The sequence below is a fragment of the Flavobacterium piscis genome, assembly GCF_031457575.1.
Classification (GTDB): domain Bacteria; phylum Bacteroidota; class Bacteroidia; order Flavobacteriales; family Flavobacteriaceae; genus Flavobacterium; species Flavobacterium piscis_A.
Window position 1 is genome coordinate 25,928 of sequence record NZ_JAVDWQ010000009.1, and the last position, 12,541, is coordinate 38,468.

At 31.6% G+C, this 12,541-nt stretch carries 13 protein-coding genes; 3 read left to right on the forward strand and 10 right to left on the reverse strand.

Annotated elements, in window-relative coordinates:
• Positions 1–122: 122 nt before the first annotated feature.
• The 5 genes from J2W48_RS13585 to J2W48_RS13605 are packed head-to-tail and all read right to left on the reverse strand — an operon-like array spanning position 123 to position 6,682.
• Positions 123–707 carry a chemotaxis protein CheB gene (locus J2W48_RS13585; protein ID WP_310282176.1) on the reverse strand — a complete coding sequence of 195 codons (585 nt, stop codon included), beginning with the start codon at positions 705–707 and terminating at the stop codon, positions 123–125.
• Positions 689–1,498, reverse strand: coding sequence for a CheR family methyltransferase (locus tag J2W48_RS13590; protein ID WP_310282177.1), 810 nt, complete (start codon positions 1,496–1,498; stop codon positions 689–691). Before J2W48_RS13590 ends, J2W48_RS13585 begins: the two co-directional genes overlap by 19 nt.
• A gap of 6 nt (positions 1,499–1,504) precedes the next feature.
• A complete protein-coding gene (locus tag J2W48_RS13595) occupies positions 1,505–1,870 on the reverse strand; it encodes a response regulator (RefSeq protein ID WP_310282178.1) in 366 nt (121 codons plus the stop codon).
• An 11-nt stretch (positions 1,871–1,881) separates the two neighbouring features.
• A complete protein-coding gene (locus tag J2W48_RS13600) occupies positions 1,882–5,454 on the reverse strand; it encodes a response regulator (RefSeq protein WP_310282179.1) in 3,573 nt (1,190 codons plus the stop codon).
• 4 nt (positions 5,455–5,458) lie between these two features.
• Positions 5,459–6,682, reverse strand: a complete 1,224-nt coding sequence (locus tag J2W48_RS13605; RefSeq protein ID WP_310282180.1) for a hybrid sensor histidine kinase/response regulator — start codon at positions 6,680–6,682, stop codon at positions 5,459–5,461.
• A gap of 349 nt (positions 6,683–7,031) precedes the next feature.
• Here J2W48_RS13605 and J2W48_RS13610 point away from each other — a divergent pair, with 349 nt between their 5' ends.
• Entirely contained in the window at positions 7,032–7,880 is an 849-nt protein-coding gene (locus J2W48_RS13610) for an SDR family oxidoreductase (protein WP_310282181.1), read from the forward strand.
• A 16-nt stretch (positions 7,881–7,896) separates the two neighbouring features.
• Complete coding sequence (locus J2W48_RS13615; protein WP_310282182.1) at positions 7,897–8,157, forward strand: SemiSWEET family sugar transporter; 261 nt, start codon at positions 7,897–7,899, stop codon at positions 8,155–8,157.
• Between the two features lie 70 nt (positions 8,158–8,227).
• Here J2W48_RS13615 and J2W48_RS13620 read toward each other — a convergent pair whose 3' ends face one another.
• From J2W48_RS13620 to J2W48_RS13630, 3 genes are all read right to left on the reverse strand, one after another.
• Positions 8,228–9,055 (reverse strand): hypothetical protein, encoded by an 828-nt coding sequence (locus J2W48_RS13620; protein WP_310282183.1) that lies wholly within the window; start codon positions 9,053–9,055, stop codon positions 8,228–8,230.
• Positions 9,056–9,325: 270 nt separating this feature from the next.
• Positions 9,326–9,667 (reverse strand): hypothetical protein, encoded by a 342-nt coding sequence (locus tag J2W48_RS13625; RefSeq protein ID WP_310282184.1) that lies wholly within the window; start codon positions 9,665–9,667, stop codon positions 9,326–9,328.
• Positions 9,668–9,906: 239 nt separating this feature from the next.
• On the reverse strand, positions 9,907–10,338 hold the full coding sequence (locus J2W48_RS13630; protein ID WP_310282185.1) for a response regulator: 432 nt from the start codon (positions 10,336–10,338) through the stop codon (positions 9,907–9,909).
• A gap of 190 nt (positions 10,339–10,528) precedes the next feature.
• On the opposite strand from J2W48_RS13630, the gene J2W48_RS13635 reads away from it, so the two are divergent.
• A complete protein-coding gene (locus J2W48_RS13635) occupies positions 10,529–11,029 on the forward strand; it encodes a pyridoxamine 5'-phosphate oxidase family protein (protein WP_310282186.1) in 501 nt (166 codons plus the stop codon).
• 55 nt (positions 11,030–11,084) lie between these two features.
• On the opposite strand, the gene J2W48_RS13640 is transcribed toward J2W48_RS13635, so the two are convergent.
• Both J2W48_RS13640 and J2W48_RS13645 read right to left on the reverse strand, forming a co-directional pair.
• A complete protein-coding gene (locus J2W48_RS13640) occupies positions 11,085–11,792 on the reverse strand; it encodes a DUF72 domain-containing protein (protein ID WP_310282187.1) in 708 nt (235 codons plus the stop codon).
• Complete coding sequence (locus tag J2W48_RS13645; RefSeq protein ID WP_310282188.1) at positions 11,789–12,520, reverse strand: DNA-formamidopyrimidine glycosylase family protein; 732 nt, start codon at positions 12,518–12,520, stop codon at positions 11,789–11,791. Before J2W48_RS13645 ends, J2W48_RS13640 begins: the two co-directional genes overlap by 4 nt.
• Between the last annotated feature and the right edge of the window lie 21 nt (positions 12,521–12,541).

Here is a 12,541-nt window from a genome sequence, read left to right on the forward strand (position 1 = left end):
GTGAATTCATTAATAATTTATGATATAATTAGCTCTATATTTATATAATTCATTTCAAGGCTGGCAAATTATTATAACCTTGTTATAAATAACTCCTTTTTTGAATACTAAACAGTTAAAAATTAATTGTCTATAGATAGGATAAACTGAATAATTTGAGGTATATCCAAAATAAAATCAGGTGTTGTATTCCGGATTGCATTACTTGGCATAAATGGCATTTCTGCAGAAAGGGGATCCTGAACTACAATAATTCCACCAAAATTCTGAATCGCTTTAAGTCCTTTAGTTCCATCAGCATTAGAACCTGATAATAAAATCCCAATTAATTGATCTTTATAAATTTCTGCGGCTGATTCGAAGGAAACATCTATGCTGGGTCTGCTGTAATTTATTTTTTCAGAGGTATCAAGCGACAATTGGTTGTTTTTTTCAAATAGCAAATGATAATTTGATGGCGCAACATAGATAAATCCGGGCAAAAGTGGTACTTTATCCTCTACTGGTTTAACTTCTATATTGGATTTTAATTTAATGAGTTCTTCTAAAGTTTCTTCATCTGTACTTTTTCTATGAACGACAATTACGATGGCAAGCCTGTTTATTTTAGGCAGTTCAGGCAATATCTTTATTAAAGCATGTAAACTTCCGGCTGAACCTCCTATAATAATGACTTTACAATCTGCTGTTATTTTACTTTCCTCCATATTTTTTCCCTATCGAGTTGTTTGTATTTATTTAACGACATTGAATATTTAATGGTCTCTTTGGTTCCTAAAGCCAAAAAACCCAGAACGGATAAGCTTTCATCAAATAAATTAATGGCTCTTTTTTGCAGATCATTATCAAAATAAATCAAAACATTGCGACATATTATAAAGTCAAATTCATTAAATGAAGTATCTGAAACTAAATTGTGTTGTGAAAAAACCATTTTCTGACCTAATTCTGCATTAAATTTTGCTATTCCATAATTTGCTGTGTAGTAACTTGAAAAATCTTCCTTTCCGCCAGCATCCCTGTAATTTTCTGAATATTCTTTCATCATTCTTAATGGAAAAATACCTTTTTTTGCTGTTTCCAATACTTTTTCATTTATATCGGTAGCATAAATAAGTGATTTATGTAACAGTCCGGCTTCCTTTAGTAAAATTGCCATTGAGTAGACTTCTTCACCAGTAGAGCAGCCTGCATGCCACAATCGAATGAATGGTTTAGGAGCCAATTGCGGTAATATCTGATTTCGTATTACACTATAAACTGCAGGGTCGCGAAACATTTCTGTAACATTTACAGTTATTTCGTCAACCATGTGCTTATAATATTCAGGGTCATATCTGACTTTCGACAGAAATTCGTGAAAGTGAGTAAATCCATCTAGTTGATATACCCTGTTCACACGTCTTTTTAAAGAGGCCCTGGAATAACTTCCAAAGTCAAAACCGTAATATTCATACACGTCATTTATAAGGGTTTCTAACTCGATGTCTTCTATCATAATCTTTCAAATTTTGCTTAAAATCATAAGCAATTTATCAACATCCACAGGTTTAGAAATATAATCATCAGCTCCGGCCTCCAAACATTTCTCTTTATCGCCTGGCATTGCCTGGGCAGTTACAGCTACTATAAGAACAGACCTTCCGGAAGGGATTTTCTTTATTAAAGGAATTGCTTCGTATCCGTCCATTTCTGGCATCATCATGTCAATTAAAACAGCATCAATAATTTCATCGGAACTTAATATTTTTAAAGCTTCCTCAGCACTCAAACAAGACAAACATTCAAATGATTTTGCACGCAAGGTATTGACCATTGCAAAAATGTTCCTTGAATCATCATCAACAATTAATAGCCTTTTTTTATTCATCTTTTTAATTTTTAAACTTTATCATACAGCCATACTCTTAATAAAGAAAGCAGCTGATCAATATCTACCGGTTTAGTTATATAGTCTGAAGCACCAGCTTTTATACATTTTTCCCTATCTCCTGTCATTGCTTTTGCAGTAACAGCAATTATTGGAAGGTTCAAATATTTGGGATTGATTCTTATTTTTTCAGCTGTCTCATATCCATCCATATGTGGCATCATCATATCCAGCAATACAATATCTGTATTAGGATTTTCCTCTAAGACATTGATTGCTTCTTTTCCATCAAATGCTGTAATTACTTTCATCTTAAAAACTTCCAGGGCTTTTGTCAATGAATAAATATTACGTACATCATCATCAACAATCAAAACGGTTTTCTCAAATAGAATATTATTTAATAAATTGAGTTTTTTATAGCTTTCTTTTCTACCGTTGTGACCTTTATCTTCCTCAACCAAATGCAGAAAAAGAGAAACTTCATCAAGCATTCGTTGATAAGAATGTGCTGTTTTTACAATTATAGAATCAGCATATTTTTTAATTTTTACTTCTTCTTTAAGCGATAAACTTTTCCCGGTGAATACAATAACAGGGAGGTTTTCCAATCCAGGGCTTTTCTTCACGCTATCTAAAATCTGATATGCTTGTTTATCCGGAATTCCCATATCTAAAATTACACAGTCCACATCAGCTTTATTCAAAGCGGTAAGCCCATCAGAAACTTCGCTTTTAATCTCAGAGTTGATATTATAGTTTTCTAAAAAATAAGATAATGCTTTCGCATGCTTCGGATTATCTTCTATAATCAGGACTTTTTGTGATTCTTTGTTAATAATATGTTCAATCCTCATAAAAACTTCCGGAATTTTATCAAATGCTACTGGTTTGTCCAGAAAGTCAACTGCCCCTTTTAATAAACTTTCCTGTTTTAATTTATGCGACGACATAATGTGAACCGGAATATGCTTTGTCAGCATATTATTCTTTAATTCTTCCAGAACTTCCCAGCCACTTTTTACAGGAAGTTCTATATCAAGCAATATTCCTACCGGTTTATAAAGCAAAGCAAAGTCTAATGCATAATCTCCCCGAACGGATACAATACCTTTGTAGCCGCTTTTGCGTGTAAAAGTTAATAAGGATTTTGCAAAATTCATATCGTCTTCTACTATCAAAATAACCTTGTCATTTATTAGTACCGAATTTCTGTCGTCTTCAATTTCATCAGGAATGATGGTACTGATATATTTCTTTTTAAGATTATTTTCTTTTGTTTCTTCTACCTGCTCAATTTGTATTGGCGGTGTTTTTTCTACAACAACTTTTTTAATTTCTGATCCAAAAACTGGTAAGCATAAAGTAAAGGTACTTCCCTGATTTTCTTCACTATGCAGAATAATTTCTCCTTTAAGCAATTTTGCCAATTCCCTGCTGATGGATAATCCTAAACCGGTTCCTCCATATTTACGTTTTGTAGAACCATCTGCCTGTTGAAAAGCTTCAAAAATTAATGGCTGCTTATCTAATGGGATTCCAATTCCGGTATCTTTTATGATAAAACAAATTATCTTGTCGTCATCTGTATTGATTTTAATTTCCAGGCTTACAGAACCTTTCTCTGTAAATTTAATAGCATTTGAAATCAGGTTTTTAAGTATTTGCTCCAAACGCATTTTATCAGTTTTGATGATAATCGGCGCTTCTTCCGAAATAATTTCAAAATCAATGTTTTTCTCTTTGGCCACTTGTGTAAATAAACCAGATAAATTATCCGTTATTTCTTTCGTAGAAACATCTAAGAATTCAAGTTCCATTTTTCCGGCTTCTATTTTCGACAAATCAAGAATTTCGTCAATTAATCCCAGAAGGCTATTACCAGAACTCATAATAACTTTTGCAAATTCAATTTCTTCGGTGTTCATGCTTTGATTATTGTTTTCAGACAATAATCGGCTCAACAGTAAAATAGAATTCAACGGCGTTCTCAGTTCATGTGACATATTAGCCAAAAATTCTGATTTGTAACGCGTAGTAAGTTCTAAAGCTTCTGATTTTTTTTGAATTTCGTTGTTTTTTTCTTCCAGCAAAACACTTCTTTCAGACAGCTCTTCATTTATTTGCTGAAGTTCTTCCTGCTGTACCCTTAACTCTTCTTCAGATGCCTGAAGTTTTTCTGTTTGTGCTTCTAGTTCAGCGTTTATAGCCTCAAGATCACTATGCTGAACTTGTAACTCTTCCGATTGGGATTGAGTCTCTTCTAACAATTCCAGAACACGTTTTCTGTTTTTTGTTGATTTTATAGCAATTGCAATATTACCCGAAACAACTTGTAAAAATTCTAATTCTAATGGTGAAAATTCAGTAATACTTGCCAGTTCAATCACCCCTTCTACTTTTGTATCTAACAAAGGTACTGCCACAATATGGCTTGGTTTTAATTCCCCAAGAGCATAGCTAATGTGAATATCTTCCGGTGCGAATGATTTTAATTCCAGTATTTTCCCGGAAACAACAGATTGTCCTACTAAACCATCACCTTTTTTTATACGCTCTTTATTTTTACTCGGAATATAGCTGTAGCCGGCAGCAGCTAAAAGTTCATCCCCTTCTAAAGTATATAAAATTCCTGCATTACTATTTGTATAATCACATAAATATTCAATAACATCCTCAGCTAAATGCTCTATTTCCTTATCTCCTAACATTACGTTATTCAATTTTGCAATTCCAGTCTGAAGCCATTCTTTGTGCGACAATAACTCAAATGAATTTTTTAATGAAATGCTCATATTATTTAATGAATCCCCAACAATTCCCAGGGCATCTGCTTTAGTATCATCTACACGGCTGTCAAAATTTCCTTTAGAAATATTAAAGGCAATGGCACTAATAACTTCAATTCTTTCTGCAGTTTCTTTATCTTTTTTAATTAATTCATTTTGAAGCAAAGTACGCTCATTGTAATCTTTTAAAATTCTGCCCATAAATATGATGCTGATAATTAAAGAAATTACAAAAGCAACAATTATTAAAACAAAACTATATGTGCCATATCGCTGAGAGTTTTCGCTGCGATCCTTTAATAACTGCTGCTCAGAACTTTCAATTCGCTTGAAATAACTGCGTAATTCATCCATCATTTTTTTTCCTTCATTAAGGTCAAAAGTGACTATGTTCTTGTTTAAGCGTTTTTTTACAACCTGATTATTTAAATATTTGAAGAAATTACCTCTCAGCCTCTTTAATTCTTTTAAGTTTTTTTGCTGAACTGTATTATCAACAGTCATATCTTCAATTTTGTCAAAATAAGAATTGGAAAGTTGTTCAGCGTTGTAATATTGATCCAGAAAATGTTCATCAGCAGTAATTAAATAACCCCTCATACTAGTTTGAGAGTCAGTTATTAACGCCGCACCTTCATTTAAATTATAAATAACTTGCTGAGTATGGTTAACCCAATAGTTACTGGTTAATAGACTTTTTATACTAAGAAATGAAGCCAGCGAGCTAACCGTTAATATCAATAACGAAAAAAACGAACTGATTAATAAATTTCTTTTAAAATTATTTTTTTTCATATAACTATTTTAATTCTTCATATTCTAATGGTAAAACCATGATAAAAGTTGCACCATTTCCTACCTGGCTTTTGGCAGTAATTAATCCGTTGTGTTTTTCGATTATTTTTTTTGCAATGGCCAAGCCTACACCTGTTCCTTCATAAGTTTGGCGATCGTTAAGGCTTTGGAATATGATAAAAATTCGATCCAGATATATTTCATCAAAACCAATTCCGTTATCTTTTACTATAATTCGGCAATATTTCCCATTAGGTGAAACTTTAGCGTCAAAATCTTTTGTTTCTATTAATTCTGAGCTTATCTCAATATGTGGAATTCTGATGTCTACAGAAAATTTAAGGGCGTTTCCGATTAAGTTTTGAAATACTTGTCGCAACTGACTCGGAATACTGTCTATTGTAGGTAATTTATTTGTTTTGATTATTGCATTTTTACGTTCTATCAAATAATCAAAATCGGATAAAACTTCTTGTAAAACAACGTTTAAATCTGTTTTTTCCGGTGAAACCTTTGATGACAACCGGGAATAAGCCAATAAATCAGTAATCAGAGTCTGCATTCTTTCAGCCGATTTAATAGTACGGTTAACATAATCAATTGCCTTTTCATCACTAACCAAATAGAGTTCTTTGATAATTTTAACGAATATTTGAATTTTACGAATAGGTTCATTCAAATCATGTGAAACTACCCAGGAAAATTGTTGCAATTCATGGTTTCTGAATTCTAATTCTTCGTTTTTTGCAACTAATTCTTTGGTTCTTTCAGCAATTTTAATTTCAAGATTATCCTGAGCTTCTTTTCTGATTTTGATTTCCTTTGAGAGCAAATCTTTCATTATTTTCAGCTCATTTTGCTGATTATAGATTTTTATATACGTTTTTACTTTTAAAATAAGTAAATCAATATCGACAGGTTTGGTTATATAATCGATTCCTCCCGTTTCATATCCTTTCGAAATGTATTTTTTATCTATACTAATTGCCGACAAAAAAATAACAGGAATATCTTTTGTACGAGTATTTCCGGATAAAATTTTCACAACCTCAAAGCCGTCCAGACCAGGCATCTGAACATCCATAATAATAAGGGAATACTCTTTTTTTAGTATTTTTTTTAACGCTTCCTCTCCAGAATCAGCACTATCGACCTCTATATCATGCATTTCTAAAGTTTTTTTCAGGGCTATTATATTAGCCCGGATATCATCTACAATTAATATCATTTTATTGGGGTAAACGTTATAAATAAATACAAAAATTAATTTGAGTGTTAGGTTTGTCTTAAGAAAATTAACTACAATAACACAAGCTATCAAATTTATAAAAAATACAAGGGAAACTACTTTTTTTATGCCATTAAATAAAAAAACTAATAATAAGCAGCCTCTTTTGTAAATTATTCATAAGAAACAAATGAATAAGCAAAACAAAATTAAGGGATTAATTATTTCCTGATGATTGAAATTAATATGAATAAGTGTTTATTGAGATATTCTTTCGTTTTTTTCAGTTAAAAAAATAAAATCCTTAGTCATAACTTAGATTAGAATTCACACATTAAAGATAAATATCATGAAAAAATCGAAATCATTTCCCGAACAAAAGCAAAATCTTCCCGGTAATGAATATAAAATGACACCCGAACCAGAAATTATCCGGGAAAATTATACAGGAAGCGGAAAACTGCAAGGAAAAGTAGCTTTTATAACTGGTGGTGACAGCGGAATTGGCAGGAGTGTTGCCATTCATTTTGCCCGTGAAGGTGCTGATATTGCAATAGTTTACTTAAAAGAAAATAAGGATGCACTGGATACAAAAGAATTAGTAAAAAAAGAAGGACAACAATGTCTTTTGATAAGTGGGGATTTAAAGGATCCTGCATTTTGCAAAAAAGCAATAAAAAAATGCCATACAACATTTAAGAAAATCAACATTGTAGTAAATAATGCTGCCCTACAATTTCCTGAGAATGAACTGGAAAATATTACTGAAGCCCAGCTTCACAAAACATTTGAAACCAATATTTATCCCTATTTCTATATTACCAAGGCGGCATTGCCATATTTACAGAAGGGAGACACCATCATTAACACCAGTTCTGTAACTGCATACCGCGGCAGTGAACATTTGGTTGATTACGCAAGTACAAAAGGGGCAATTGTCAGTTTTACAAGATCATTATCTGCTATGCTTGCTAAAAAACAAATACGTGTTAACGGCGTAGCGCCCGGACCGATATGGACTCCCCTAATTGTCGCCAGTTTTGATAAAGTTTCAGATTTTGGAAAAGACAATCCAATGGGAAGGGCCGGCCAGCCTTCAGAAGTTGCTCCAGCATATGTTTTTCTAGCTTGTGAAGACAGTAGTTATATTACAGGACAATTTATTCACATAAATGGCGGTGAAATTGTTGGAGGCTAAATTTAAAACTAACACTATGAATATTACTGATATCCTTGGAGTTTCTGCCGGAATCTGTGTAACTATTTCTGTTGTTCCACAAATTGTCAAAGTTTGGAAAACAAAAAAAGTAAAGCAAATTTCATTATTAACTTTTAGCGTTTTGACCTTTGGAATTGCATTATGGATTGTTTACGGGATTCTGAAAAAAGATTTTCCAATAATTCTTAGTAATAGCATTTCACTGTTCTTAAATTTAATAATGGTTTATTTTATTATTTACTACGAAAAAGAATAGGTATAAAAAAACAGCTCAATAAAAGCTGTTTTTCTCCTAATAAAAGATAGAATATGTAATGCCCTGCCAGCTAACTCGTTTTAGAGTGGTGAAAACTAAATGCCAAATGGTGTTTTCCTTTCAGTAATCGAGGTAAATAATGCCGCCTAGCTTGTCCAACTCCATAAATAACTTCTGCAATGTTTAAATTTGAAATTCTTTTTAAATCATCAATTTGTTTATTTGCTAAAGTCAGGATAGGCTGTATCGCTTTCATATACCCATAGCTATGCAGTGCCATCTCAGTTCCCAGTATACTTTCTAAAATTCGCTTTTTTACTAAATTTCCAACTATTCCCTTTTGAGGAACGTTTTTAAGCTCCAGAAGTTTTTCTGCTATTTTTAAATTAAGTTGACCAACATATCTGTAATTGCCGGATGGGTTGGTAAATATTGTGTTTAAACCAGCGAACAAATCTGAATTTTCTACATTTTCCAGGTTGGAAACATTACTGCTTATAATAGAAAACTTAACACGCTGAAAAGCTTTAAAAAATAAAACACTGTTAATGCCTGATGTATTTCTTAAAATTCCTGCCTGGTTTTCTTTCAAATTTTTCTTTTCGCCATTAATTCCGAAACTATGTTCCAGAGTTCCGTCTGTACAATAAGCAAATACCACAGGTGAATTCACTGAGGATTCCATACTTAAAATAACGTCATCATTAAATTCCATATCAAAATCTATATAAGCCAATTGTTTGGTAAACGAAATTCCGCTAATTGTACCTTTGGACTTTTTAGATTTTATTACTAAATTATACTGATTATTTTCTGACGTGAGAGTACCCTGTAAACTATCTTGAAGATTCTCAAAAATAGTTTCTAATCCGCCCGTATTTAAGTATAGTTTTTTCATTATATAGCAATTTAAAATTTTATGTCTAGTAATTTGAAGTTTTAAAAGGTCATTTATTTACCTTTTTTGAACTATTCAAATTTCGCTATACTTGCCACTTAAAATGTTATATAATTTTTTATATGCCTTTCATAATTAATACTTTACTTAATAAATTAGGTTGAAAACAAAAACAGCTATCCAAAATAAATTTGAACAGCTGTTTTTTCAGCAAAATAAAAAAATCTAAGTATGATCCTTTATGCTTTTAATGAAGTATTGAAAGTTATTTTATGTCAGCTTTTGAATATCAGCATTATTAGAATAATTTTCTTTTGGAATATCCTTAAAAAATTCAGCAGCTTCCAACTCAGCAGAAGGGCCATATCCAAGTAAATAAGTCCCTTTTATCTGGTCGGCTGTTTCAATTACATATAGGATAGACATATCATCCGGATCGCTCATGCCCTCGTAACGATGATGGGCTACAATGAAAATTTCGTCCGGCTTATATCCATATTTTGTATCAACGTCAATCAGGCAATTATTCTCAAACAAGAAATTAGTGTTATACCCATTTTTTTGATACTCTTCTATATAATCAGTTTCGTGTTTTGAATATTCTCTTTTCATGATGCACTTTTTTAATATTTCTAACTAATCCTAATAACAAATTTCCTTTATATTATATTTGTTAATTGACTCAATAAGTAATATTATTATCCCATTTAATATTTTTTGTAACTGAGAATCACAAAAAAAAGTTATTACCATAGTAAAAAAGCAACAGAGCTACTTTTAAAATTGTAAAAAAAATGCCATTATATTCATAATTGGTTCTGAATATAATGACTGCTATTTTATTCTAATCTTTATGACTTATATACAAAATTACAATCTGTAGGAACAAACTCATTCCAGTCTATTTCCAATGAATGCTCAATTGACTTTACGATGTCTTTCATTAAAACCGGTTTCGTAATAAAATAGTTAGCTCCTAATAAACGACATCTTTCAATAATGGCCGGTTCGTTTGAAGTTGAAAATATAACTACCGGAATATCACTTTTTGTTTCAGAATTACGAAGTTCTGACAGTACATCAAATCCATTTTTACCAGGCATATTTAAATCCAGAAATATAACATTTGGTGTTGGCGGGGGATTATAAATTGCTTTTAATAATTTATCTCCTCCATTATAAGTCTGAAGCTGTATTTTTTTTTGTAATGACTCAACAGCATCAGTAAAAATGTTTAAATCGTCTTCATCATCATCAGTATAAAATATAGTTAAGTCAGTCATCTCAGGTTTGAAATTATAGATAATTGAAGGTCAAAGATAATTAAAATATGTATTTAAGTACTAATGGAAAACTTCTATATGTCTTTTTTAAATAGAAAAATGACAATCTTACAACTGAATTATATAAACTATTAAAGTCAAAAAAATAAGAACTTTATAAAAGAAACTCTAATAACAAAAAGATAAAATTATGGGAGATCATAAAGACCTTAGAAACGAATCGGCAACAGAGAAAATAAAAGATCTGGCCGAAGACATAAAAACATGTATGTTTTGTACTTACAAGGATGGAAAACTGAAATCCAGACCAATGTCGGTACAGGAAATTGATGATAATGGGCACCTTTGGTTTTTGTCTGACAAACACAGTAATAAAAATGAGGAAATAAACCTGAATCCGAAAGTAGAAATATTTTTTGCTCAGCCTCATGATAAGTTTTTGACTTTACATGGAAATGCTACTATACTATATGAAAGAAGAAAAATTAAGGAATTGTGGAATCCTATCATTAAAGTCTGGATGCCGGAAGGGGAAGACGATCCTAATTTAAGTATTATTAAAGTAATCCCAGAAGACGGACACTACTGGAACAACAAACATGGCAAAATGGTAGCCGTTGCTAAAATGACTGTATCTCTAATTACCGGAAAAACTATGGATGACGGGATTGAAGGAAACTTAGAATTATAATTTTCTATTATCAAATTAATGGTAATTTCTTATTTATGAGGTTGCCATTAATTTTTTATATTTTTTTGAATTCCAAAGCATTTAAAATACCTTCGGTACCTGCAGTATTATTAAAATAAACAAAGGCATTTTTCTCTTTTATTTTATTCTTTATATGACTTAATTCTGTTGGCGAATAACCTGAATAAAAGAGTTTTAAATTCCCATGCAGCCTGATATAGAGCAATGGAAATTCAGTAAAAATAGTTTCCGGAAGTTTCGGATAACTCACACTGCAAAATGTAATATTATTTACAAGAAAAGCTTCCCAAACTTCTTCATTCCACCAGCTTTCATGACGAAATTCAATTACATTTTTAAATTTTGGATCTAAACTCATTATAATCAGATTAAGCCTTTCTTTGCTGTAATCATAACTTGGCGGTAACTGGAACAAAATACATCCTAACTTTTCTTTTAATCCGGTTTCGCAAATGGTATAAAAATCTGAAATTAGGCTACTGCAGTCCGTAAACTTTTTAATATGCGTAATCTCTTTGGGTACTTTTACAGAAAATATAAAATCATCCGGGGCTTTTTTATACCAATTATCAAATGTTTTTACTGTTGGAAATTTATAAAAGCTACCGTTAAATTCATACGTATCAAAATGTTGACAGTAATAATCAAACCATTTGGAAGATGGCAGGTTTTCGGGATAAAAAATCCCTTTCCAGTAACGATTGTTGTAACTGGAACAGCCAATTAAAATATCATTTTTCATTGATGCAATATTTGACAATTAGTACAAAAGAAACTACGGCGTTTTTTTATTCCTGAATATTTTTTTTCTAAGGGAACTTCACAGCGAACACAAACTTTTTTGGAATGGGCAAGCCAGTGTTTTTTCAATTCATACTTTTTCTTCCAGTCTAAAAATTGAAAACTATATATTGAAGCTTCACCAATAATTATCCTGAGTTTCTCATCGGGAATTTTACCAACCAATGATTCCGGATGAATTTTAGTCCTGTATAAAACCTCATTTTTGATAATATTTCCCACTCCCGAAAATATGTTTTGATCTAACAATGCGTCGCAAATTAGCTGCTTCGGAATTTTATGCAGGCTTTCCTTGGCTTTTTCAGGATTCCAATTTTCATTCATCACATCCTCACGCCAATCATAATGCAAATTAATATCCCCTTCCAGGATTTTAATTGAACAGGTATAGAAATTAACTTCACCTTTTGAAAAAATTAAACTTAGTTTGGGAGCAGTATCTTTCCTCTCGTTTATGCGATAAGTACCAAACATCAGCAAATGAATTTTGACAGTAAACCCATCAAAACAAATTAAAAAATGTTTACCCCAGGTTTTAAAAGAAAGTATTTTTTTATCCCTTAAACGTTCAATATCAATACTGGTATTACCTGCAACATCAATTACCTTTTTACCGGCAAATTGCTCCATTGCTTCCTTTAAAATTACTATTGACGGACCTTCTGGCATTTTATTTATTTGAGATTATGC

Bases quoted from the DNA above. Each gene is read 5' to 3' on its own strand.
- J2W48_RS13585 (WP_310282176.1), bottom strand. From the start codon at position 707: ATGGAGGAAAGTAAAATAACAGCAGATTGTAAAGTCATTATTATAGGA.
- J2W48_RS13590 (WP_310282177.1), bottom strand. From the start codon at position 1,498: ATGATAGAAGACATCGAGTTAGAAACCCTTATAAATGACGTGTATGAA.
- J2W48_RS13595 (WP_310282178.1), bottom strand. From the start codon at position 1,870: ATGAATAAAAAAAGGCTATTAATTGTTGATGATGATTCAAGGAACATT.
- J2W48_RS13600 (WP_310282179.1), bottom strand. From the start codon at position 5,454: ATGAAAAAAAATAATTTTAAAAGAAATTTATTAATCAGTTCGTTTTTT.
- J2W48_RS13605 (WP_310282180.1), bottom strand. From the start codon at position 6,682: ATGATATTAATTGTAGATGATATCCGGGCTAATATAATAGCCCTGAAA.
- J2W48_RS13610 (WP_310282181.1), top strand. From the start codon at position 7,032: ATGAAAAAATCGAAATCATTTCCCGAACAAAAGCAAAATCTTCCCGGT.
- J2W48_RS13615 (WP_310282182.1), top strand. From the start codon at position 7,897: ATGAATATTACTGATATCCTTGGAGTTTCTGCCGGAATCTGTGTAACT.
- J2W48_RS13620 (WP_310282183.1), bottom strand. From the start codon at position 9,055: ATGAAAAAACTATACTTAAATACGGGCGGATTAGAAACTATTTTTGAG.
- J2W48_RS13625 (WP_310282184.1), bottom strand. From the start codon at position 9,667: ATGAAAAGAGAATATTCAAAACACGAAACTGATTATATAGAAGAGTAT.
- J2W48_RS13630 (WP_310282185.1), bottom strand. From the start codon at position 10,338: ATGACTGACTTAACTATATTTTATACTGATGATGATGAAGACGATTTA.
- J2W48_RS13635 (WP_310282186.1), top strand. From the start codon at position 10,529: ATGGGAGATCATAAAGACCTTAGAAACGAATCGGCAACAGAGAAAATA.
- J2W48_RS13640 (WP_310282187.1), bottom strand. From the start codon at position 11,792: ATGAAAAATGATATTTTAATTGGCTGTTCCAGTTACAACAATCGTTAC.
- J2W48_RS13645 (WP_310282188.1), bottom strand. From the start codon at position 12,520: ATGCCAGAAGGTCCGTCAATAGTAATTTTAAAGGAAGCAATGGAGCAA.